Origin of the sequence: Pseudomonas sp. SLFW (assembly GCF_009905615.1) — a bacterium.
In the GTDB taxonomy this organism is placed as follows: Bacteria; Pseudomonadota; Gammaproteobacteria; order Pseudomonadales; family Pseudomonadaceae; genus Aquipseudomonas; species Aquipseudomonas bambusae.
Window position 1 is genome coordinate 35,525 of sequence record NZ_JAAAKW010000007.1, and the last position, 22,516, is coordinate 58,040.

Sequence of the window (22,516 nt, forward strand, 5' to 3'; positions counted from 1 at the left end):
TGTTTTCAGAAAGAACCTACAGCCTCCTCGCCCGTCTCTGCATCCGCTCCCACCCTGCGTTATCATGCGGCGACTTTTGTGATGCGAGACCGCCATGCGCCGCCTGCTTTGTCTGATTTTGCTGACCATCGCCCTGCCTGCTTTCAGCGCGAGCCTGTTGGACAGTCGGCCCAGTTCAGGGCTTGGGAGTTCGATGCTGGGCAGTAGCTCGGCACTGGGCAGTTCCAGCATCGACAACAGCAAGGATTTCCTGCCCGTTCGCCAAGCGTTTCAGCTGAACCTCATCGACACCTCCCCGGCGTCGATCAAGCTACAATTCGTCGCTGCTGAAGGCTATTACCTGTATCGCCACCGCTTCCAGTTCCGTACAGAACCTGCGGATATCTTGGGCGCCGCACAGCTCCCGGACGGCGAGAAAAAACACGACGAGTACTTCGGCGATGTCGAGGTGTATCACGGGATTCTCGACATCGACCTGCCGCGCAAAGCGGGCGACACGCGGCCCTTCACGCTGGTCGTGACGTACCAAGGTTGCGCGGATAAAGGCCTCTGCTACCCCCCTGAAACCCAGCGCCTGAGCATTGGCGACACAGCCTCCGTCGCTGACACCGCGGCACCCACGACCACGCCGAGCCAAACGCCTTTCAGCTGGAAACAACTGGCGCTGTTCTTCCTCGCGGGGATTGGCCTGACGTTCACGCCGTGCGTACTGCCGATGCTGCCTATCCTCTCCGGCGTGGTGCTGCGCGGGCAGATCGGTGGACTGCGCGGTTTCTCTCTGTCCCTTGCCTATGTGCTGCCGATGGCGATCTGTTTCGCGATGCTCGGCGCACTGATGGGGATGTTCGGCGCCAGCCTCAATCTCCAGGCCCGGCTGCAATCGGCCTGGGTGCTGGTGCCGTTCGCGCTGTTTTTCGTGGTGTTTGCCATCGCGATGTTCGGGGTGTTCGAACTTCGCCTGCCTCGCGCCTTGAATGACAGGCTCGACCGCATCGCTGGCAACACCGAAGGCGGATCGCTGTGGGGCGCTGCCGTCCTGGGCGTTGTATCAAGCCTGCTGGTGTCGCCCTGCGTATCAGCGCCCTTGGCCGGTGCCCTCCTTTATATAAGCGCCAGCGGAGACACCGTGGGCGGCGCGCTGAAACTCTTCGCCCTCGGACTCGGCATGGGCGCGCCACTGGTGCTGGTGGCGACGGGCGGCGCGGCATGGCTGCCGAAGAGCGGACCGTGGCTGGTCACCGTCAAAAATGCGATTGGCGTGTTGCTGCTGGCGTTGGCCATTGGCCTGCTGAGTCGGGTGATCCCTGGGGAAGCCACGTTGCTGCTGATCGGACTGCTGTGGGCAGGGGTCGCGGTGTTTCTCGGCGCGCTGGAGTTCACCGTCAAAACCACCCGGGGCCGCCTCGCTCAGCTACTCGGGGTTTTCCTGTTGGTCTACGCTCTCTGCTGCTGGTACGGGGCCTTCAGCGGGCAGACCGACCCACTGCGGCCATTGGGCCGTGTATCTACCACGCAAATCTCGGGAGAAAGCAGCGGCGCGCAGAAATGGCAGACCGTCACCGAAGTGTCGACGCTCAAACAGATTCTGGCTGAGGCAAAAAGCGCCGAAAAACCGGTGCTGGTGGATTGGTACGCGGACTGGTGCATCAGCTGTAAGGTCATCGAGCATGAAGTGTTGCCCGATCCGAAAATTGTCAGCCAACTCAAAGGCTTTCGTCTGATTCGCTTCGACATGACCGACAGCAATGCCGAGCAGCGCGCCCTGCTCGACACTTACAAACTGTTCGGTCCGCCTGCTCTGTTGTTTTTCGGAAAAGACGGGAACGAGCTGACAAATGTGCGCGTCGCCGGCGAAATCGACGTGGAAGCCTTCTCCGAGCGGCTTTCTAGAGCAAATGACCAAATTTAGCCTCTTAGTCACAAATTTTGCGCGAACATCGGTCATCGTGCCGAACATTGTCGATATCTGGGTCGGTAACTGGACAGTCCAATACGCTTTCCGGCATAGTCGCTCCGCATCAATGGCTCGCACCTGCGGTGAGCGTCGAAAAAGCACCCAACAAGGAACACACGATGGCGACCTTACTGGTTCTTCACGGACCTAACCTGAACTTGCTGGGCACCCGTGAACCGGGTATCTACGGCTCGATCACGTTGGCCGACATCAACCAGGATCTGGAAAAGCGCGCGCGCGAAGCCGGCCACCATCTGATGTACCTGCAAAGCAATGCCGAGTATGAATTGATCGACCGCATTCACGCTGCACGCGATGAAGGCGTGGATTTCATTCTGATCAATCCGGCTGCTTTCACTCACACAAGTGTCGCAATACGTGACGCATTGCTGGGAGTGAGCATCCCATTCATCGAAGTGCACCTCTCGAACGTGCACAAACGCGAACCTTTCCGCCATCACTCCTACTTTTCAGATGTTGCTGTAGGTGTGATCTGCGGCCTTGGCGCCAGCGGATACCGACTGGCCCTGGAGGCCGCCCTGGAACAACTGGCCACCCGTTCGAAAGCATGACCGGCGCAGTTTCGCACTGAGCCCCATGACCTGAACCGGCCACCAAATACCCCTGACCGACCCTTGGGAGTTGATGATTAATGGATATCCGTAAAGTCAAGAAACTGATCGAATTGCTGGAAGAGTCCGGCATCGACGAATTGGAAATCCGTGAAGGCGAAGAGTCCGTACGAATCAGCCGTCACAGCAAGACTCCAGCACAGCAGTACTACGCGCCAGCCCCGGTTGCCGCGCCTGCCGCAGCACCTGCACCTGTTGCCGCTCCGGCCGCAGCAGAAGCGCCATCGGCACCCAAACTGAACGGCACCGTTGCGCGTTCGCCAATGGTCGGTACCTTCTACCGCAAAGCTTCGCCAACCTCGCCAGCCTTCGCTGAAGTCGGCCAGACCGTGAAGAAAGGCGACACCCTGTGCATCGTCGAAGCGATGAAAATGATGAACCACATCGAAGCCGAAACCAGCGGCGTGATCGAGTCCATCCTCGTCGAAGACGGCCAGCCGGTTGAGTACGACCAGCCGCTGTTCACCATCGTTTGAACCGCGGAGTGCCTTTGATGACGAATCCTGCGAAGTTGGAAAAAGTGCTGATCGCCAACCGCGGTGAAATCGCTCTGCGGATTCTGCGGGCTTGCAAAGAGCTGGACATCAAGACCGTCGCCGTTTACTCCAAGGCCGACAAGGAACTGATGCATCTGGGTCTGGCCGACGAATCCGTCTGCATCGGTCCGGCATCGGCCTCTCAGTCTTACCTGCACATTCCGGCGATCATCGCGGCAGCCGAAGTGACTGGCGCCACGGCCATCCACCCAGGCTATGGCTTTCTGGCGGAAAACGCCGATTTCGCCGAGCAGGTCGAGAAATCCGGTTTTGCGTTCATCGGCCCGAACGCTGACACCATTCGCCTGATGGGTGACAAGGTATCGGCCAAGGACGCGATGATTCAGGCGGGCGTTCCGACCGTACCGGGCTCCGACGGCCCGCTGCCCGAAGACGAAGAAGAAGCGCTGCGCATCGGCCGTCAGGTCGGTTACCCGGTGATCATCAAGGCCGCTGGCGGCGGCGGTGGTCGCGGCATGCGCGTCGTACACAAGGAAGAGGACCTGATTTCCTCGGCCAAACTGACACGTTCAGAAGCAGGCGCAGCCTTCGGCAACCCGATGGTGTATTTGGAGAAGTTCCTGACCAACCCGCGTCACGTGGAAGTTCAGGTCCTGTCCGACGGTCAAGGCCAGGCGATCCACTTGGGCGACCGTGACTGCTCGCTGCAACGCCGTCACCAGAAGGTGCTGGAAGAAGCACCAGCGCCAGGTATCGACGAAAAAGCCCGCGCCGAAGTGCTGGCCCGCTGTGTCAAGGCGTGCATCGACATCGGTTATCGCGGTGCCGGTACGTTCGAATTCCTGTACGAAAACGGTGCGTTCTATTTCATCGAAATGAATACCCGCGTGCAGGTCGAGCACCCGGTTTCGGAAATGGTCACCGGCATCGACATCGTCAAGGAGATGCTGAGCATCGCCGCTGGCAACAAATTGTCGTACACCCAGGATGACGTGAAAATTCACGGTCACGCCCTTGAGTGCCGGATCAACGCCGAGGACCCGAAAACCTTCATGCCGAGCCCAGGCACGGTCAAGCATTTCCACGCCCCGGGCGGCAACGGCGTTCGCGTCGACTCGCACCTGTACAGTGGTTATGCCGTTCCGCCGAACTACGACTCACTGATCGGCAAGCTGATCACCTGGGGCGCGACCCGCGAAGAAGCCATGGCTCGCATGCGCAACGCCCTGGACGAAATCGTGGTCGACGGGATCAAGACCAACATCCCGCTGCACCGTGATCTGACCCGCGATGAAGGTTTCTGCAAAGGCGGCGTCAACATCCACTACCTGGAACACAAACTGGCTGCCGAGAAACACTGATCGGTCAGAATGTGCGACAGAACGACAAAGCCGCTTTCGAGCGGCTTTGTTGTTTATCCCGGATCAAACGCTGCAAATTCTGTAGGAGTGAGCTCGCTCGCGATCGCTATCTGCCTGTAGACGCTATAGGGACTGACCGGACGCGATCGCGAGCAAGCTCACTCCTACAGAGACACGCACAAGTCTGCTCTTTGTTGTTTCCCCCCGAACCCCGTAAACTTGCCGGTCTTTCGCGGCGCTGCGCCGCTCTGTCAATTTTCAATTCGAAGGTAATCCGCCATGCCTTGGCTGCAAGTCCGTCTCGCCATCAGCCCAGAACAAGCCGAAACCTACGAAGACGCGCTTCTTGAAGTCGGTGCCGTGTCCGTGACCTTCATGGACGCTGAAGATCAGCCCATCTTCGAACCTGAACTGAACACCACGCCGCTGTGGTCCCACACACATCTGCTGGCGCTGTTCGAGGCCGACACTAACGCCGATCAGGTCCTCGCTCACCTGACGCTGCTGACCGGCGCGCCATTGCCTGAACACACCCACGAAGTCATCGAAGATCAGGATTGGGAACGCAGCTGGATGGACAACTTCCAGCCCATGCGTTTCGGACAGCGCCTGTGGATCGTGCCAAGCTGGCACGCCGCGCCAGAGCCGAACGCCGTCAATCTGCTGCTCGATCCGGGTCTGGCCTTCGGCACCGGCACCCACCCGACCACCGCCCTGTGCCTGGAGTGGCTGGATGGCCAGGACCTGACCGGCGCCAATGTGCTGGATTTCGGGTGCGGCTCGGGCATCCTTGCTATCGCTGCCCTGCTGTTGGGCGCGAAACATGCAGTGGGTACCGACATCGACGTGCAGGCCCTGGAAGCCTCGCGCGACAACGCCGGTCGCAACCATGTACCGGCGGAGAAATTTCCGTTGTACCTGCCGGAAGACCTGCCAAAAGAGCCAGCCGACGTATTGGTGGCTAATATTCTGGCTGGACCGTTGGTTTCGCTGGCACCTCAGCTGGCGAGCCTGGTCAAACCCGGTGGCCGACTGGCGTTGTCCGGCATTTTGGCCGAACAAGGCGAAGATGTTGCTGCTGCGTACGCTGACACGTTCGAGCTGGACCCGATCGCCAACCGCGACGGCTGGGTCCGGATCACCGGTCGCCGTCGCTGATAGCCATTGATCACAACCCTTTAGGCGCTCGTTTACTCCGGATACCCGCATGACCGACAGTTTCGTCACCCAGTGCCCTCACTGCCAGACCAGTTTTCGCGTCAGCCACGCTCAACTGAGCGTTGCGCGAGGCATGGTGCGCTGCGGCTCTTGCCTGCAAGTGTTCAATGCCGCGAAACAACTGTTGGAAAAAAGCGCCGAGGCACGGGCCGCCGCTCAAGCCGCAGCCCAGCCCCTGGAACCAGCGCAGCCCGTTCCAGCGCCGGTCGTCGAAGTCCTCGCGCCTCAGTCCGTGGTCGCCGCTCAGCCTGCACCTTTGCCGGTGCCGTCCGAACGTCGTTCAGTGGACCTGGACAGCCTTGACCTCGATGACCTGGATGTCGAACTTGCCCGGTTGGAACAACGGGAAATCCAGCTGCCGGAATCTTTCGGTCAAGCGCGCGGCCATCGCGATCATGACGAAGTGGAATCCTTCAGCGCTCGTCGCGATGAGCCTGAGGTCGCCAGCGAGGCGTGGGATCAGGGCCTGAGCCACGACGATGTGAGCCAGTTACCGGAACTGCGCGCCGAGGTCATCGAAGAAACTGAGGTTCACCACGAACCGGATTCGCTGATCGAACCCCTCGACCGCGACGAAATCGGGCACGATGACCACCGCACCGAGCCGTCCTTCTCTTCGGCTCCCGCCGATCTGGACGACGAGCCGCACGCCGAAAACCGCATGCACGCCGAAGCAGAACCCGAGGAGCATTCGTCATCCGAACGTTTCTCGGCACTGGACGGTGACGACGCCCATGATCGGCGCCATCCGAATGAACTCGACGACGAAGACGACCTTCCCCCGACGAAAGGGAAGCGCGGGCGTAACGAACCCGGTCTACGCGACCCGGCACTGCTCGACCTCACCGATGACCCGCTGCAACTCGCCTGGCAAAAACCCAAGCCACGCTGGGGACGCCGCGTGCTTTGGCTGCTATTGGCATTGATTGCCTTACTGGGGCTGGCAGGGCAGTACGTCTGGTATCACTTTGATGAACTGGCGCGTCAGGACCAGTACCGCTCCTGGTTTCAGGACATCTGCCCGCAAGTCGGCTGCAAATTGCCGTCGAAGGTCGATATCAAGCTCCTGAAAAGCAGCAATCTCGTCGTGCGCAGTCATCCCGAATTTCAGGGCGCACTGGTGGTCGACGCGATCATCTACAACCGTGCCTCGTTCTCTCAACCGTTCCCGCTCCTGGAATTGCGCTTCGCCGATACCAGTGGTCAGCTGATTGCCAGTCGTCGGTTCAAGCCGGGCGAATACCTGAGCGGCGAACTCGCCGGAAAGGACGAAATGCCGCCACAGACGCCTATTCACATCGCCCTGGACATTCTCGATCCGGGACCCAAGGCCGTGAATTACAGTTTGAGTTTTCGCTCGCCGGAGTAAACTCACCTTCCTGACAGGCCGCGCGCACCGGGCTATCCAGCGCGTGCTGTCGCACTGAAATGCGGCAAGCCGTCATCTGAAAGCTGACGACGGTTTTATGACAATGCGAACCAATACCTAACCGTTCGCGATAAGAAAGCAACTGTTCAGATTTTATCCAATTCAGCCTTTATCCAGTCATCGAGAGCGGGTATCATGCCCACCCTTTTTCATACTCTGGGTCCCGTCTGAATGGCTGCGAAAGCACTTTTCGGACCAGGCTTCGTGATACGGCCCCACAACAGGTCACCCTATGTCGGCGGTACGCATCGGCCCCTATACATTGCAGAACGGCTTGATCCTCGCCCCCATGGCGGGCGTCACCGACCAGCCCTTCCGACAGCTCTGTCGCCAACTCGGCGCAGGCCTGGTGGTCTCGGAAATGGTCACCAGTGACATGAGCCTGTGGAACAGCCGCAAGTCGCGGTTGCGCATGATTCATGAAGGTGATCCCGAGCCGCGCTCGGTACAGATCGCCGGTGGAGATCCGCAGATGCTTGCGGATGCGGCACGCGCCAACGTCGAACTTGGCGCACAGATCATCGACATCAACATGGGCTGTCCGGCCAAGAAAGTCTGTAACAAGGCTGCCGGTTCCGCGCTGTTGAAAGATGAGCAGTTGGTGACCGAAATCCTGCATGCGGTGGTCGCGGCAGTCGAGGTACCGGTCACCCTGAAGATTCGCACCGGCTGGGACCGGGAGAACAAGAACGGTCTGACCGTCGCCAAAATCGCCGAGCAAGCGGGTATTCAGGCGCTCGCGGTGCACGGCAGAACCCGGGCGGACCTTTACACCGGCGAAGCCGAATACGACACGATTGCCGCGATAAAACAGGCGGTGTCGATCCCGGTGTTTGCCAATGGCGACATCGTTTCACCGGAGAAAGCACGGCACGTCCTGGACGCGACCGGTGCCGACGGGTTGTTGATTGGCCGGGCCGCCCAAGGGCGCCCATGGATTTTTCGCGAGATAGAACACTACCTGCGCACCGGGGAAAAACTCCCCGCCCTGGCGCTGGGAGAAGTGGAACGCATTCTGCTAGAGCATCTGGCCGCGCTTCACACGTTCTATGGCGACGTGATGGGCGTGCGGATCGCCCGGAAACACGTCGGCTGGTACCTCGCAACCTTGCCGGGCGCCAGGGAGTTTCGCGCCCTTTTCAATCGTTTGGAAGATACGGAAGCACAGTGCGCCAACGTTCGGGATTTTTTTGCCGAACGCATAAAAAGCCCGCAGTCAGGGACCGAACAAGAGGTGGCCGCATGACGATGATGACAGAGACTTTAGTGAGTGGAACAACACCCGTGAGCGACAACGTCAATTTGAAACAGCACCTCAACACGCCGAGCGAAGAGGGTCAGACCCTGCGCGGAAGCGTCGAAAAGGCGCTGCACAATTATTTCGCTCACCTGGAAGGTGCTGCCGTCACTGATGTCTACAACCTGGTGCTCTCGGAAGTCGAGGCGCCGTTGCTTGAGTGCGTGATGAATTACGTCAAGGGCAACCAGACCAAGGCCTCCGAACTGCTCGGTCTGAACCGTGGCACGCTGCGCAAGAAACTCAAGCAGTACGACTTGCTGTAAGCCTCCAAAACAGAAAAACGACCCACGTTGATGCGGTCGTTTTTTTTGCTGAATTCTTTTGCTTTTGATGGAAGTTGAGATGACCGACCAGACGACCCGCCTGCCGATCCGCCGCGCCTTGATCAGCGTTTCCGACAAGACCGGTATCCTTGAGTTCGCCCGTGAACTCGAAGCCCTTGGCGTCGAGATTCTGTCCACCGGCGGTACGTTCAAGCTGCTCAAGGACAACGGCGTCGCAGCGGTAGAAGTCGCGGATTACACCGGCTTCGCAGAAATGATGGACGGCCGGGTCAAGACCCTGCACCCGAAAATCCACGGCGGCATCCTGGGCCGTCGCGGCACCGACGACGCGATCATGACCGAGCACGGCATCAAGCCGATCGACCTGGTGGCCGTGAACCTGTACCCGTTCGAAGCCACGGTTTCCAAGCCTGGCTGCGACCTGCCGACCGCCATCGAGAACATCGACATCGGCGGCCCGACCATGGTCCGTTCGGCCGCGAAAAACCACAAAGACGTGGCCATCGTGGTCAACGCCAGCGACTACGGCCAAGTGCTGGAAAGCCTCAAGGCCGGTGGCCTGACCTACGCCCAGCGCTTCGACCTGATGCTCAAGGCGTTCGAACACACCGCAGCCTACGACGGCATGATCGCCAACTACTTGGGCAGCGTCGATCAGAGCGCCGAAACGCTTTCGACTGAAGGCCGCAGCCAATTCCCGCGCACCTTCAACACTCAGTTCATCAAGGCGCAGGAAATGCGCTACGGCGAGAACCCGCACCAAAGCGCGGCGTTCTACGTGGAAGCCAAGCCTGCCGAAGTGGGCATCGCCACCGCGACCCAACTGCAGGGCAAAGAACTGTCCTACAACAACGTGGCCGACACCGACGCCGCGCTGGAATGTGTGAAGAGCTTCGTCAAACCGGCCTGCGTCATCGTCAAGCACGCCAACCCGTGTGGCGTTGCTGTCAGCCCGGACGCCGAAGGCGGCATTCGCCAGGCGTACGAACTGGCCTACGCCACCGACAGCGAATCCGCCTTTGGCGGCATCATCGCGTTCAACCGTGAGCTGGATGCCGAGACCGCCAAAGCGATCGTCGAGCGTCAGTTCGTCGAAGTGATCATCGCCCCGAGCGTCAGCGCCGAAGCCCAGGCCATCGTCGCCAGCAAAGCCAACGTGCGCCTGCTGACCAGCGGCCAGTGGGATGCGGAACGTGCACCGGCGTGGGACTACAAACGCGTCAACGGCGGCCTGCTGGTGCAGAGCCGTGACATCGGCATGATCAGCGCCAACGACCTGAAAGTTGTGACCAAACGCGCCCCGACCGAGCAAGAAATCCACGACCTGATCTTCGCCTGGAAAGTCGCCAAGTACGTCAAATCCAACGCCATCGTCTACGCCAAGAACCGTCAGACCATCGGTGTCGGCGCCGGCCAGATGAGCCGCGTGAACTCCGCCCGTATTGCTGCCATCAAGGCTGAACACGCTGGCCTGCAGGTCGCCGGTTCGGTGATGGCATCGGACGCGTTCTTCCCGTTCCGCGACGGTCTGGACAACGCGGCCAAGGTCGGCATCACGGCGGTGATCCAGCCAGGTGGTTCGATGCGTGATGCAGAAGTCATTGCTGCCGCTGACGAAGCAGGCATCGCGATGGTCTTTACGGGCATGCGCCACTTTAGGCATTGATACGACGTCAGCTGCGTTAATACAAGCGGCTGCCGGATTGCACGCCATCTCCTGTAGGAGTGAGCTTGCTCGCGATGCGATGTTCCTGACGCCGGATCCACGTCGGCTGTACCGTCCGATCGCGAGCAAGCTCACTCCTACAGGATCTGCGAACCGCAGATACCAGGCGACACCCACAGCATTAGCGTCATCGAGGTTTTTAAAATGAACGTACTCATCATCGGCAGCGGTGGCCGTGAACACGCGCTGGCCTGGAAGGTCGCGCAGGACCCTCGCGTGCAGAAGGTCTTCGTCGCGCCGGGTAACGCCGGGACCGCCATCGAAGCAAAGTGCGAGAACGTCGCCATCGACGTGCTGGCCCTGGAACAACTGGCCGACTTCGCCGAGAAGAACGTTTCGCTGACCATCGTCGGCCCTGAAGTCCCGCTGGTCGCCGGTGTCGTGGACCTGTTCCGCTCCCGTGGCCTGGACTGTTTCGGTCCGACGAAGGGTGCCGCCCAGTTGGAAGGCTCCAAGGCCTTCACCAAGGATTTCCTGGCACGCCATAAAATCCCGACGGCCGATTACCAGAACTTTACCGAGATCGAGCCTGCGCTGACGTACCTGCGCGAGAAAGGCGCACCGATCGTGATCAAGGCCGACGGCCTGGCCGCCGGTAAAGGCGTAATCGTCGCGATGACGCTGGAAGAGGCTGAAGAAGCCGTGCGCGACATGCTCGCGGGCAATGCCTTCGGTGATGCCGGTTCCCGCGTCGTGATCGAAGAATTCCTGGACGGCGAAGAAGCGAGCTTCATCGTCATGGTTGACGGCAAGAATGTCTTGCCGATGGCCACCAGCCAGGACCACAAACGCGTCGGCGACGGCGACAGCGGCCCGAACACCGGTGGTATGGGTGCATACTCCCCTGCTCCCGTCGTGACCGCTGACGTGCACCAGCGCGTGATGGATCTGGTCATATGGCCGACCGTCCGAGGCATGGCCGACGAAGGTAACGTTTACACCGGCTTCCTCTATGCTGGTCTCATGATCGACAAGGCCGGCAATCCGAAGGTCATCGAATTCAACTGCCGCTTCGGCGATCCGGAAACCCAACCGGTGATGCTGCGTCTGCAATCGAGCCTGGTCTTGCTGGTCGAGGCCGCTTTGGCGCAAGCTCTGGACAAAGTGGAAGCCCAGTGGGACCCACGTCCGAGCCTGGGCATCGTGCTGGCGGCAGGCGGATACCCTGGCGATTACGCCAAGGGCGCCGCGATCAACGGCCTGGACGCTGCTGCAGCGTTGCCGGGCAAAGTGTTCCACGCGGGCACTGCGTTGAAAGACGGTCAGGTCGTGACCTCCGGTGGCCGCGTCCTGTGTGCCACTGCACTGGGCGACACCGTTGGCTACGCGCAAAAGCAGGCGTATGAACTGGCTGCAAAGATTGACTGGGAAGGCTGTTTCTACCGCAAGGACATTGGCTACCGCGCCATTGCCCGGGAACGCGGCGAACACTTGGAGTAAGTCCGAGGCCGGACAGTCGCCTGAAACCAGGCGACTGTCCGATCATTCTGGGCCGCACCAGGGTAACTGGCTTCATTCACGAAGGGATTTCGCCGTGCGCTGGCTCAGGATTGCCGCTTGTTCGATCATCGCGATGATGACCCTCCTCTGTGTGCCCCCGGCTTCGGCCGAGGTCAGCGCAGGATGGTCAACGCTTGTCGACGATCAGGCCAATCTCCAACTCAGCGACATTCGCTCTCCCCATTACGACACCCAGTTCAGCCCGGTCGAACTCGACCAGGTTCGCGCCATCAGCCGTGAAGCCGCGTTGTGGCTGCACTATCGCCTCCCCCCGACCGATCACGAACAACTGATGCGCATCTTCGCGCCCGATCTTGCCACCGTCGACATGTACGTCATCGACGGCGAAGCCCTGATCGATCACTCGCGCTCCGGCAACAAAGTCCCACGGGCGGCACAACCGTTGCCCTCTATCGACTTTCTGCTCCCCGTGCCGCAAAGCGACAGGCCGCTGGACCTTTATCTGCGTCTGAAATCCGAGCAAGAGCTGCGCCCGAACATTTCGCTGGAATCTGCCGTAGCCAGTGCGGCCGACGAGCGCCGTCCACTGTTGCTCGGGCTGTTCTTCGGTTCGCTGATCATGCTGATCGTGCAGAACATCACCCGCTACGCTCAATCGCGTTCGGTGAGCAGTCTATGGCTGGCGGCGTGTGAAGGTTTTCTCGGGCTCAGCGCGCTGTTGCTGCTGAACCTGCAAGCGTCATGGCTGCCCCATTGGCACCTCGCACAAACCCCGAGCGCTCACCTCGCCTTGCTGATGGCGGCTGCCACGGGACTGATGTACGCCTACTGTTTCTTCATTCAGCGAGGCGCCGAAACACTCAATCGCCTGCTGATGAGCGTACTGCTGATCGTTGGCTTCGGCGGTCTGCTGGTGCTGTTCGTCGATACCCTGCCGCTGAACATCATGACGTTCTTGCTGGTGGCGCTGACCACGCTGACCATCACGCTGGTGTCGATCTATCACCTGCAAAAAGGCTACCGACCGGCACGACCGTTCGTGATCGCGATGATCGTGTTCAATCTCGGCAATCTGGTCGTTCTGCCTGCGATGCTGTGGCTCACGACCATCGCTGCGCAGACCCTGATCATCGCCGTCCTGGGCATGTTCTGCCTGTGCGGCCTGCTGATGAGCATTGCCCTGAGCGAGCGCCATCGCAGCATCACCGAAGACAACTTCAGCATCAGCCGGGAACTTGCGGCCAGCACGGCCGAAATCAACGCCAAGGCTGAATTCCTGGCGAAGATCAGCCACGAAATCCGCACGCCCATGAACGGCGTGCTGGGCATGACCGAGCTGCTGCTGGGCACACCCCTGTCGGTCAAACAGCGCGATTACGTGCAGACGATCCACAGCGCGGGCAATGAGCTGCTGACGCTGATCAACGAGATTCTAGACATCACCAAACTGGAATCCGGGCAGATCGAATTGGACGATGTGCAGTTCGACCTCAACGCCATGATCGAGGACTGCCTGAGTATTTTTCGGGCGAAAGCCGAACAGCAAAGCGTCGAGCTGATCAGCTTCATTCAGCCGCAGGTGCCTCGCGTGATCAGCGGCGACCCGACCCGCTTGCGTCAAACCCTGCTGAGCCTGCTGGAAAACGCCCTCAAGAAAACTGACGAGGGCGAGATTCTGCTGGTCGTCGCGCTCGATTCTCGGGGCGGCAAACCGCGGCTGCGCATCGCCGTTCAGGACAGCGGCACGCCGCTGACCGCCAAGGAGCGCGACGCCCTGCTCCACGCGGAACTGCACAGCAAGAATTTCCTCGCGGCCAGCAAGGTCGGTGGGCATTTGGGGTTGGTAATCGCCCGCCAGTTGATCCTGTTGATGAACGGGGAATTCGGCATTCAGAGCGGCAGCAACCAAGGCAGCACCTTGTGGCTGAGCCTGCCGCTGGACCCTGAACGCCTGGAGCAACCACCGGCTGACCTCGACAGCCCGCTCAAGGGTGCGCGAGTGCTGGTGGTGGACGACAACGACACTTGCCGCAAAGTGCTGGTGCAGCAGTGCAGCGCCTGGGGGTTGAACGTCAGCGCCGTGCCGTCTGGCAAAGAGGCACTCGCCTTGCTGCGCACCAAGGCCCACCTGCGTGATTACTTCGATATCGTGCTGCTGGACCAGAACATGCCTGGCATGACCGGCATGCAGTTGGCCGCCAAGATCAAGGAAGACCCGAGCCTCAACCACGACATCCTGTTGATCATGCTGACCGGCATCAGCAACGCTCCGAGTAAAGTCATTGCACGCAACGCCGGGGTCAAGCGCATCCTCGCCAAGCCCGTCGCGGGTTACACGCTCAAGACCACGCTGGCGGACGAATTGAATCAACGCAACAAGGGCCAGGCGCCTTACCCTCATTCTCCAGCCGTCCTCGGCGAAGTGGACGTGCCCAGCGACTTCCGGATTCTGGTGGCCGAAGACAACAGCATTTCCACGAAGGTGATTCGTGGCATGCTCGGCAAGCTTAACCTGCAACCGGATACGGCCAGCAACGGCGAAGAAGCCCTGCAAGCCATGAAAGCCCAGCGCTACGACCTGGTGCTGATGGATTGCGAAATGCCGATCCTCGACGGTTTCTCTGCCACCCAGCAGTTGCGCGCCTGGGAGCTGGGTAACCAGCGGCTCCGCACCCCCGTGGTGGCATTGACCGCGCACATTCTGACCGAGCACAAAGACCGCGCCCGCCAGTCCGGCATGGACGGCCACATGTCCAAACCGGTAGAGCTCTCGCAGCTGCGGGAACTGGTGGAACACTGGGTCGAGCAACGGGCGCGCCGTCAGAGTGGCGACGACACTGACGATCAAGACCGCTATCAGCAAAACTGACCCGCCTCCTCGCTCAACGCCTGATAGACTTCCTCCCGTCCGAGTCTGCCGCCACGAGCTCAAACCATGCTTCATGTGCTGTTCAGCGTTTATCTGAAGATGCTGGTGCTTTACAGCCCGTTCTTCGTCCTGTCGTGTTTTATCAGTCTGAGCCGCGGTTATTCGCGTAAAGAGCGCCGCTATCTGGCGTGGAAAATTGCCTTCGCTACATTGGTGTCCAGCGTGTTGCTGTATCTGTTCGGTCGGGTGATCTTCGGGGTGTTCGGCATCACCGCCGACGCCTTCCGTATCGGCGCCGGCAGCGTGCTGTTCATTTCGGCGTTGGGCATGGCGCAAGGCAAGTCCGGCGTGCAGACCGACAACGTGCAGCAGGACGTTGCCATCGTCCCCCTGACCATCCCTATCACCGTCGGTCCTGGCACCATCGGCGCATTGCTGGTGATGGGCGTCAGCCAGCCCCACTGGGACGACAAACTCACCGCGATCGTGAGCATTGCGCTGGCGAGCTTCACGGTGGGTGTGGTGCTTTATCTCTCCCACAGCATCGAACGTATTCTGGGTGATCAGGGCTTGCAGATCGTCAGCCGCTTGATGGGACTGTTCGTTTGCGCGCTGGCGGCTCAGATCATTTTCACGGGCATCAAAGGCTATCTGGTGCCGTGACGGTCAGATGGGGAATTCCTCGATCGCCCGGTCGGAGCTGCCAATCAGTTGTGTGCGGACGTCCTCCCGGTATTTCTCGTAAACCGCCCGATCAAAGCGGTACACCCCGCCACTGATGCGCAAGAGCATTTCACGGCGGGTTTCGGTCCAGAACTCGAAGTCGCGGATGTCGACCGAGCCGGTGAGTCGGATGGCGCAGATCAACATCAAAACCGTCCCGTCGGCATCGCTCATGCACGGCACCATTTGAAAGCGGGCCAGTTCACCGTCCTGTGAGCTTCGGCTGAAAAAATGATCCGCATGATGATTGATCCTTGTCGATCGCCATGTGGCCTGCGCCAGATCCGCGAGTGCCCTCGCCCCCGTCGAGTCGATGACGTGGAACGTGGCCGCATCAAGGTCCGAAGCTCGAAAAATAACGTGAGGCGTATGCCTGATCGGGTTTTCCAGCACCCAGCCTCGGGTTTCCAACCGTCTGCGGTAGCGAAACAGCCAGTTGGAATAGTCCTTTCTCTGGTCGTGAAAACGGCTTGCGAACACATCGGCATACAGCAGGCAGTCGAAAATATCGTCGCGGTCTTGCGCGTCGATCCCGTTGTACAGCGAAACCATGCTGGAGCCGACGATTGCACCCTTCGCCCCCTTCATGGCTCAACCTCCTGGATGGCGTGCGACAACCCAGCGCGTTTGCCCGCGAGTGCCGCGTCCACCCGCTCCCGAAATTGCGCATAGCGCAGGTCATCCAGCGTACCGACGAAACCAAACGACCTGACTTCTCCCACCAACCGGCTCTTCGTCAAGCGCTGTGCGAATGGGTTGGCCGCGACGGGTTCCAGGGTTTCGAATGCCACACAGAGCAAGACCTTTTGTCGCGAAGGCAGCACGAAGGCGACCTGGAGTACGACAGACGATACGGGTTCAGCACACGACGCGTTTCCGGCTTTAGAGCCTGACGGGCTTGCTGCTACCTGAGCGTCTTGCGCCACCATCACCTGGGCAATCTTGCTGGCGTGGGTGACGCACAGAGACGCTAAAAAAGTGTCCAGCTTCTTCCCGCGCAAAAAGGCAAACGAATCGGGCAATAGCTCCCGAAGCCTGTCGGCTACCACAAACGTCTCGTCCGTGATCCCGTGTTTGTCCGAGAGGTCCAGCCGCAACCAGCCGAACGTCGTCATGGCTTTTAGAAGGGTCGTCTGCCACTCGCGATAATGCGTGAATCTGTCGAACTGCTTACCGGCGGCCAGTTGCGCGTAAAGGCTGGAATCCATCACATCGCGCTTGAAAGCCTGATCCACGGGCGCGGCAAACATCATCAACACGCCATCATTCAAATACGTTTCCACGATGTCCTGAGTCATCATGCTCACTCCTGTGAAAAAAGGGCCGCAAAACAGGCTGCGGCCCTGTCCCTTAAATCGGGAATTCCATGAAGGCCGCGTCGGACGCTTCGAGCAGCTTTTGACGAACGAGCTCGCGACGGTGGGCGTACAGCGACTGATTGAAGATAAAGACGTCGGCGCTTTTGTTCAGGTCGACAGCCACCGAGTTCCAGTTGACGAACAGAACGTTAGTGACGTTGATCCGGGTTTTCGCCTCGACTGCGGCCACGGCCAGCGTGATGACACCGTCTGCGCTTTCGTTGCACCCGCCCACCATGAAACGGGCGCCACCCGGTTTTTTGGTGCGGCTGTTGAACAGACGGACCGGCTCATCCCCTTGTTTCAGCGCCTCGACAGCGTCACCGGCGATTTGCAGCATCAGCGGTCCTGCCGCCCCACCAGTGCCGACAGCGGCGATGGAAGAAGCGATGAGTTCCAGACCGATCTTGTCCATGGTCAGGACACGTTCGCGGCTGGAGTGGCTGACGAACGCGATGTCTTGAGGCGCCCAGTTCAACGCGCGGGTCATGGCTGAACGGAAGGTCTTGTACCACTCGCCATTGTCGGTCACGACGTTGTAACGCTTGTCCGCCGCCAGGGTGGCGTAGGTGAAGGTGTCCAGCACGTCCTCACGGGCTTGCTGGCTCATGCCTGCGACGAAGCCGAGGACCGCCTGACCTACCACAGCGCCGCTGGCCGGATCGATCAGGTCGGTGCGGGCAGTGCGCGCAGTGATGGCAGGAGGGATGGAGTCCAGGGAAGGCACGCAGGCCAGGTGATCCAGAAACTCTTGGTTGTTCATTGCTAAGTCCTTTTAAGAAAAGTTGTCCGTCGTGGACGTGAGCACCCTAGCGCAAACGGAGGATTGGAACGCTGTACCAGCCGTTACATGCGTTCACGATTGAGCGTCGAAATAAACGTGAGCAAATGCGTACCACGACCTGAAGCGCCCGCACGCCGGGAGCTTCTGACCATAGAGTGATCGGACTGACAATGAGGGGTTAACACCGTGGAAAAGATGCGCGCTCGGCTGGATGATTTTTCCAGACTTCAGGGAAGGATTTTTCCCATCGCAGAAATGCTCTTTCCTACGCAGATAAGGAGGGATTCCGAAGTCTTCCTCCTTCACATCTACAACTTAATGAGCGGGTTTGGCGCCATACCAACGCGGCGTGTACACCCACTGCCCTCCTTCCGAGCGAGGAAAGGTCGTGGTCAACGATGAGCCGATCAACACCATGGTCCGCATGTCGACCTGCTCGGGGGTGAGTTCGCCCAGCGTGATCACGCGCAAGGTCTGGCCCGGTCGGCCAATGTCACGCCCCAAGGTCACCGGCGTTTCTGGCGTGCGATGTTGACGGACAATCTCCAACGCACGCCCCAACTGCCACGGGCGGGAGCGGGAGATCGGGTTGTAGAACGCCAGCGCCAGGTCTGCCTGACAGGCGAGGTCCAGACGCTTTTCGATGATTTCCCACGATTTGAGGTTGTCCGACAGGGACATCACGCAGAAGTCATGCCCCAGTGGCGCGCCGGCTTGAGCGGCCGTTGCCAGTGAAGCTGAAACCCCTGGCAGGATCTCCAGATCCACCGAGTGCCACAGTGGATCATCGGACTCATGCAATGCTTCCAGCACCGCCGCCGCCATGGCGAACACGCCCGGATCACCCGATGACACGACCACCACCGAGCGCCCTTGGGCGGCCAGTTCGAAGGCGTGGCGAGCGCGCTGCATTTCCTCCCGATTATCGGTGCAATGCAGCACTTGATCGGTCCGAAACGGCCCAGCCATGCGCACGTAGGTTTCGTAACCCAGCACATCGTTGGCCCGCGCCAGCTCAGCCTTGACGGCGGGAATCATGAACTCGGCAGCACCGGGGCCAAGGCCGATGACGGCGAGCCGACCGCGTCCGCGACCGATCTTTTCGATGTCCAGCGGTTGCGGTGCGACGGCAATGGCGAGGCCTTCAATGGGCGTAACCGGGGGCAGTAGTAACTGGGGCAAGACCTGCTGTGCCATGTCGCTCGGCGACGCTGTCGAGGTAAAGCGCACGGGTACACCCAAAGCATCGGCGGCGGCATGCAATTGCGGGCGAGCCATGTCGCTTTCACCCGCCAGCAAGCAGGCAAGCGATGGCAACGCGATGCGCGATTCGTGCAGCGTGGCCTTCACAACGTCGGCGATGTTCTCGACCGATGCCTCGACCGCCACCAACACATTGCGCGGGTAAATCAGCAGTTCATTGGCCGACGGCTCACGTTCGGCATACCCGACATGAATCGCCAGATGCGCGTGATCGTCCTCCGGCAATTGCGCTTGCGCCAGCCAAGGCGCCGCACCTTCAATGCGCACGCTTTCACCGGAGAGCAAATCAGAGACGAAACGCTTGCCCAACTCCAGGTCGCCCAGCGCGTAGCCGGAGGGTGGATTGAGCAAGCAGGTTCCGAAACGCAGCTCGCCGCTGGTGGTGATCGCGGCAGCTGTGTTCAAGCCCGCAGCAATCTCGCGAGCCATGACGTTGACGCCACCCAGTCCACCCAAAAGTGGCACCACCGCGCTGCCGTCTTCAGCAACGGCAAGAACGGGCGGCTCGGCGCCTTTCTCCAGCAACACCGGCGCAAGGGTGCGGATGACAATGCCCGCCGCACACAGGGCGATAATCGGCGTGTCCTGTTGATACAGCTGACGAAGCGTCGCGCCAAAATCGGAATAGCTTTGGTCAACCCCTTCAACGCGCTCGACCAACCCGTGAATCAACGCATCCGGGTACAACTGTTGAATACGCCGCGCCGTGTTCAGCGCGCCCTTGCCCAAAATGACGATGGCAGGGGCTTTATGACTGGAATCGCCCATCAGCCTTGCCACCTTTCGCCGGGTACGATGATCAGCGAGAAATACGGCGACGACATCGGATCGACCTCGGCCAAAGGCACGATTTTCTGATTGCTCATGGTGGCGCGCTCGACATACAGCGCGCGTTCCGCCAAGCCCGTTTCCACCAATACCTGGCGCACTTTCGGCAGGTTGCGGCCCAGCTTCATGATGACCGCCGCGTCGGCGTCCACCAGCTTGCGTTTGAGCTCATCGGCGGACAACACGCCCGACAGCACCGACAGGCTCTGATTGCGATACACCAACGGCGCGCCCAAGACCGAAGCGCCGCCGAGCATCGAGCAGACACCCGGCACCACTTCAGCTTCGTAGCGCTCGGCCAGCCGGTCGTGCAGGTACATGTAGGAGCCGTAGAAGAACGGGTCACCCTCACAGATGACCGCCACGTCACGACCGGCATCCAGATGCGCGGCAACGTCGAGGCTGGCGGTGTCGTAAAAATCGCTGATGATCTGCTCGTAGGACATCGGCGCGGGCAGCACTTCGGTGGTCACCGGATACACCAGCGGCATCAGCGTCTGGGCATCTTGCAGATGCGCTTCGATGATGCCGAAGGCGTTGCCCTTCTTGCCCTTGGCGACGAAGTAAGCCACCACCGGCGACTCGCGCAACAGGCGAAGCGCCTTGACGGTGATCAGCTCAGGATCTCCGGGCCCCACGCCCAGACCTATCAGACGACCGCGAGCCTGCATCATTCGACCTCCGTGGCGAGGGCGTTGACCGCAGCGGCAGCCATGGCACTGCCGCCACGACGGCCCTGCATGATCACGTACGGCACGCCTCGGCTGTCAGCGGCGAGCATGTCCTTGGATTCTGCCGCGCCGACGAACCCCACTGGAAAACCGAGGATCAATGCAGGTTTCGGTGCACCCGCGTCGATCATCTCCAACAGGTAAAACAGCGCGGTCGGCGCGTTGCCGATGACCACGACCGCGCCTTCAAGATGCGGGCGCCACAGTTCCAGCGCGGCGGCAGAGCGGGTGTTGCCCAGCTCACGGGCCAGCTCGGGCACGCCTTCGTTTTTCAGGGTGCAAATGACCTGATTGTTGGCGGGCAGACGGGCGCGGGTCACGCCCTCGGCCACCATATGCGCGTCACACAGAATCGGCGCGCCAGCCGCCAGGGCCTGACGCCCTGCGGTGCCAGCACCGGGCGAGAAGCGCAGCCCTTCGACCGCGTCGACCATGCCGCAGGCGTGGATCACGCGCACAGCGAGCTTTTCCAGGTCGGCCGGAATGGTGTCGAGACGGGCTTCGGCGCGAATGATCGCGAAGGAGTTGCGATAAATCTCCTGGCCGTCGCGGATGTAATCAATCATCGGTGTTGCTCCGTGAGTCGGCGGTCAACAACGCACCGACTGCTTCTATAGTGAGATCACGCCCTCGCAGCTCGCCAAAACCCGGCTGTTCTGCGTGGCGAAAATACAGGTCGTAACGGCCAGCGGACACCGCCAGCAACGTAATCGGCGCGACATGAGCGGCGGCGCAGGACCGGTCGCAACCCGACAGGTGCACAGCCTGGCTGACACCCTCGCGTTGCAGGCAGGCCGCCAGTTGCAGCGCATCGGCCTTAGTGTCGGCCAACCCTTTGCCGCAGGCGGCGGAGCCGGTGCAGGCAATCACCTGCGACAGGGCTTGATCGGCGTCGCACAGCAGGCCCGCCTTACGTAAACCGTCGACAGCACGCGAACCGTTTTCAGTGCGGACATTGCGCAACATCAGGCTCTGCCATGGGGTCATTGCCACGGTGCCGTCGCCCAGTTCAACGGCGAGCGTCGCAGCGCTGCGCAACATGGACGGATTCAAGCGCCCTAAAGGCACGACAGCACCCACCGAGGTGAAATCCGGATGGCGCTGTGGATAAAACCCGATGTGCGCATTGAGTCTGATCGGCGAGCGACGCCACGTGGTTACTTTTTGATCATGCCGCACGGAATGCGGCAAACGCTCCGAGAGCTGTGCGAGGAACTGATCGGCAGGCATGTCGGCCAGCAGATGGCGCATGCGGGTCTGATCGGGACGCGCGTGTTCGAGGAACAGCTCCAGAACCGCCACCACCAGATCATGCCCGGCATCCAGCGACACCGCCGCCAGCGGCGAGCCGGTCGCAGGACAACCCGCCAGGCCAAAGCCCAGCAGCGTCTCGTCCTCCACGTTCAGCGCTGACAGCCACAGATCGTGAGGGTGTTCGAGCATCGCCACGCCTTCGGCCCCGTCCAGCGACACGGCGAACTTCGGCGACAGCTCGTGAAAGCGGGGATGGGTTTCCAGCGTGTTCAGGAGCTGTGCAGCCAGCGGACGCACGTCGAACAGTTGCTCGGGATCGACACCCGCCGTGGGGCTCAGCATGAGGTTGCGCACGTCATCGCTGGCGGGATTCTTGGGGCCGAGACCAGCCTCCAGCAAGGTTGTGATCAAACCCTCGTGATCGGCACCGATGCCACGAATCTGCACGTTGCCGCGATTCGTCGCCTCAATTACTCCGCCAGCGGAGTGCTCGGCAGCATCAGCCACGGCGAACGCCTGCCCAGCCGTGATCACGCCGCCGGGCAACTTGATCCGACAGATACCCCCATCCAGCGCCGGGACGATACGCAACAACCCCGGACAAGCCGAGGGGCGTAGGGGCGCAACGGGAATACGAGCAGACAGCGGCTCGGCCAAAGGGTCACCTGACGTGATCGGGTCGGGAAGTGCAGATCGCGGGATCTGCGAGGGCGGTATTATGCCTGCTTTGGCGGCAGGCATGAAAAGGCGGTCTGTCGGATGGAAATGCGCGTTACCCGAATGCGCCGAGGAGAGCCCCGACTGTGAGCACACCAAAGAACCCCACGCCTGTGAACCGCATCGG

19 protein-coding genes are annotated in these 22,516 nt (G+C 60.6%); 12 read left to right on the forward strand and 7 right to left on the reverse strand.

What is annotated here, in order from left to right:
- Positions 1-94 precede the first annotated feature (94 nt).
- The 12 genes from GVN17_RS14325 to GVN17_RS14380 all read left to right on the forward strand — a co-directional run bounded on the left by GVN17_RS14325 (position 95) and on the right by GVN17_RS14380 (position 15,394).
- Positions 95-1,909: a protein-disulfide reductase DsbD gene (locus tag GVN17_RS14325; RefSeq protein WP_166595931.1), complete on the forward strand. Its 1,815-nt coding sequence runs from the start codon at positions 95-97 to the stop codon at positions 1,907-1,909.
- A 164-nt stretch (positions 1,910-2,073) separates the two neighbouring features.
- The gene (aroQ, locus tag GVN17_RS14330) at positions 2,074-2,526 is read left to right on the forward strand and encodes a type II 3-dehydroquinate dehydratase (protein ID WP_166595932.1); all 453 of its coding nucleotides are present in this window, start codon (positions 2,074-2,076) and stop codon (positions 2,524-2,526) included.
- An 80-nt stretch (positions 2,527-2,606) separates the two neighbouring features.
- Positions 2,607-3,062 carry an acetyl-CoA carboxylase biotin carboxyl carrier protein gene (gene accB, locus GVN17_RS14335; protein ID WP_166595933.1) on the forward strand — a complete coding sequence of 152 codons (456 nt, stop codon included), beginning with the start codon at positions 2,607-2,609 and terminating at the stop codon, positions 3,060-3,062.
- Between the two features lie 17 nt (positions 3,063-3,079).
- A complete protein-coding gene (gene accC, locus GVN17_RS14340; protein ID WP_166595934.1) occupies positions 3,080-4,444 on the forward strand; it encodes an acetyl-CoA carboxylase biotin carboxylase subunit in 1,365 nt (454 codons plus the stop codon).
- Positions 4,445-4,723: 279 nt separating this feature from the next.
- On the forward strand, positions 4,724-5,602 hold the full coding sequence (gene prmA / locus GVN17_RS14345; RefSeq protein ID WP_166595935.1) for a 50S ribosomal protein L11 methyltransferase: 879 nt from the start codon (positions 4,724-4,726) through the stop codon (positions 5,600-5,602).
- A gap of 49 nt (positions 5,603-5,651) precedes the next feature.
- Positions 5,652-7,031 (forward strand): DUF3426 domain-containing protein, encoded by a 1,380-nt coding sequence (locus GVN17_RS14350; RefSeq protein WP_166595936.1) that lies wholly within the window; start codon positions 5,652-5,654, stop codon positions 7,029-7,031.
- A 292-nt stretch (positions 7,032-7,323) separates the two neighbouring features.
- Entirely contained in the window at positions 7,324-8,337 is a 1,014-nt protein-coding gene (gene dusB, locus GVN17_RS14355) for a tRNA dihydrouridine synthase DusB (protein ID WP_166595937.1), read from the forward strand.
- Positions 8,334-8,654, forward strand: a complete 321-nt coding sequence (fis, locus tag GVN17_RS14360; RefSeq protein WP_007907419.1) for a DNA-binding transcriptional regulator Fis — start codon at positions 8,334-8,336, stop codon at positions 8,652-8,654. The genes dusB and fis overlap by 4 nt, the downstream gene beginning before the upstream one ends.
- Positions 8,655-8,733: 79 nt before the next feature.
- Complete coding sequence (gene purH / locus GVN17_RS14365) at positions 8,734-10,341, forward strand: bifunctional phosphoribosylaminoimidazolecarboxamide formyltransferase/IMP cyclohydrolase (protein WP_166595938.1); 1,608 nt, start codon at positions 8,734-8,736, stop codon at positions 10,339-10,341.
- A 204-nt stretch (positions 10,342-10,545) separates the two neighbouring features.
- Positions 10,546-11,841 (forward strand): phosphoribosylamine--glycine ligase, encoded by a 1,296-nt coding sequence (purD, locus tag GVN17_RS14370; RefSeq protein ID WP_166595939.1) that lies wholly within the window; start codon positions 10,546-10,548, stop codon positions 11,839-11,841.
- Positions 11,842-11,935: 94 nt separating this feature from the next.
- Positions 11,936-14,731 carry a hybrid sensor histidine kinase/response regulator gene (locus GVN17_RS14375; RefSeq protein ID WP_166595940.1) on the forward strand — a complete coding sequence of 932 codons (2,796 nt, stop codon included), beginning with the start codon at positions 11,936-11,938 and terminating at the stop codon, positions 14,729-14,731.
- A gap of 66 nt (positions 14,732-14,797) precedes the next feature.
- On the forward strand, positions 14,798-15,394 hold the full coding sequence (locus tag GVN17_RS14380; RefSeq protein ID WP_166595941.1) for a MarC family protein: 597 nt from the start codon (positions 14,798-14,800) through the stop codon (positions 15,392-15,394).
- Between the two features lie 3 nt (positions 15,395-15,397).
- On the opposite strand, the gene GVN17_RS14385 is transcribed toward GVN17_RS14380, so the two are convergent.
- The 7 genes from GVN17_RS14385 to cobG all read right to left on the reverse strand — a co-directional run bounded on the left by GVN17_RS14385 (position 15,398) and on the right by cobG (position 22,413).
- Positions 15,398-16,042 (reverse strand): hypothetical protein, encoded by a 645-nt coding sequence (locus GVN17_RS14385; protein WP_166595942.1) that lies wholly within the window; start codon positions 16,040-16,042, stop codon positions 15,398-15,400.
- Positions 16,039-16,755, reverse strand: coding sequence for a hypothetical protein (locus GVN17_RS14390; RefSeq protein WP_166595943.1), 717 nt, complete (start codon positions 16,753-16,755; stop codon positions 16,039-16,041). The genes GVN17_RS14385 and GVN17_RS14390 overlap by 4 nt, the downstream gene beginning before the upstream one ends.
- Before the next feature lie 49 nt (positions 16,756-16,804).
- Positions 16,805-17,575 (reverse strand): hypothetical protein, encoded by a 771-nt coding sequence (locus GVN17_RS14395; RefSeq protein WP_166595944.1) that lies wholly within the window; start codon positions 17,573-17,575, stop codon positions 16,805-16,807.
- A gap of 336 nt (positions 17,576-17,911) precedes the next feature.
- On the reverse strand, positions 17,912-19,627 hold the full coding sequence (cobJ, locus tag GVN17_RS14400) for a precorrin-3B C(17)-methyltransferase (protein ID WP_166595945.1): 1,716 nt from the start codon (positions 19,625-19,627) through the stop codon (positions 17,912-17,914).
- The gene (locus GVN17_RS14405) at positions 19,627-20,361 is read right to left on the reverse strand and encodes a precorrin-2 C(20)-methyltransferase (protein WP_371928548.1); all 735 of its coding nucleotides are present in this window, start codon (positions 20,359-20,361) and stop codon (positions 19,627-19,629) included. Before GVN17_RS14405 ends, cobJ begins: the two co-directional genes overlap by 1 nt.
- A complete protein-coding gene (locus GVN17_RS14410; RefSeq protein ID WP_166595946.1) occupies positions 20,358-20,984 on the reverse strand; it encodes a precorrin-8X methylmutase in 627 nt (208 codons plus the stop codon). Before GVN17_RS14410 ends, GVN17_RS14405 begins: the two co-directional genes overlap by 4 nt.
- Complete coding sequence (cobG, locus tag GVN17_RS14415) at positions 20,977-22,413, reverse strand: precorrin-3B synthase (RefSeq protein ID WP_166595947.1); 1,437 nt, start codon at positions 22,411-22,413, stop codon at positions 20,977-20,979. Before cobG ends, GVN17_RS14410 begins: the two co-directional genes overlap by 8 nt.
- Between the last annotated feature and the right edge of the window lie 103 nt (positions 22,414-22,516).

Bases quoted from the DNA above. Each gene is read 5' to 3' on its own strand.
- GVN17_RS14325 (WP_166595931.1), top strand. From the start codon at position 95: ATGCGCCGCCTGCTTTGTCTGATTTTGCTGACCATCGCCCTGCCTGCT.
- aroQ (WP_166595932.1), top strand. From the start codon at position 2,074: ATGGCGACCTTACTGGTTCTTCACGGACCTAACCTGAACTTGCTGGGC.
- accB (WP_166595933.1), top strand. From the start codon at position 2,607: ATGGATATCCGTAAAGTCAAGAAACTGATCGAATTGCTGGAAGAGTCC.
- accC (WP_166595934.1), top strand. From the start codon at position 3,080: ATGACGAATCCTGCGAAGTTGGAAAAAGTGCTGATCGCCAACCGCGGT.
- prmA (WP_166595935.1), top strand. From the start codon at position 4,724: ATGCCTTGGCTGCAAGTCCGTCTCGCCATCAGCCCAGAACAAGCCGAA.
- GVN17_RS14350 (WP_166595936.1), top strand. From the start codon at position 5,652: ATGACCGACAGTTTCGTCACCCAGTGCCCTCACTGCCAGACCAGTTTT.
- dusB (WP_166595937.1), top strand. From the start codon at position 7,324: ATGTCGGCGGTACGCATCGGCCCCTATACATTGCAGAACGGCTTGATC.
- fis (WP_007907419.1), top strand. From the start codon at position 8,334: ATGACGATGATGACAGAGACTTTAGTGAGTGGAACAACACCCGTGAGC.
- purH (WP_166595938.1), top strand. From the start codon at position 8,734: ATGACCGACCAGACGACCCGCCTGCCGATCCGCCGCGCCTTGATCAGC.
- purD (WP_166595939.1), top strand. From the start codon at position 10,546: ATGAACGTACTCATCATCGGCAGCGGTGGCCGTGAACACGCGCTGGCC.
- GVN17_RS14380 (WP_166595941.1), top strand. From the start codon at position 14,798: ATGCTTCATGTGCTGTTCAGCGTTTATCTGAAGATGCTGGTGCTTTAC.
- GVN17_RS14385 (WP_166595942.1), bottom strand. From the start codon at position 16,042: ATGAAGGGGGCGAAGGGTGCAATCGTCGGCTCCAGCATGGTTTCGCTG.
- GVN17_RS14390 (WP_166595943.1), bottom strand. From the start codon at position 16,755: ATGATGACTCAGGACATCGTGGAAACGTATTTGAATGATGGCGTGTTG.
- GVN17_RS14395 (WP_166595944.1), bottom strand. From the start codon at position 17,575: ATGAACAACCAAGAGTTTCTGGATCACCTGGCCTGCGTGCCTTCCCTG.
- cobJ (WP_166595945.1), bottom strand. From the start codon at position 19,627: ATGGGCGATTCCAGTCATAAAGCCCCTGCCATCGTCATTTTGGGCAAG.
- GVN17_RS14405 (WP_371928548.1), bottom strand. From the start codon at position 20,361: ATGATGCAGGCTCGCGGTCGTCTGATAGGTCTGGGCGTGGGGCCCGGA.
- GVN17_RS14410 (WP_166595946.1), bottom strand. From the start codon at position 20,984: ATGATTGATTACATCCGCGACGGCCAGGAGATTTATCGCAACTCCTTC.
- cobG (WP_166595947.1), bottom strand. From the start codon at position 22,413: ATGCCTGCCGCCAAAGCAGGCATAATACCGCCCTCGCAGATCCCGCGA.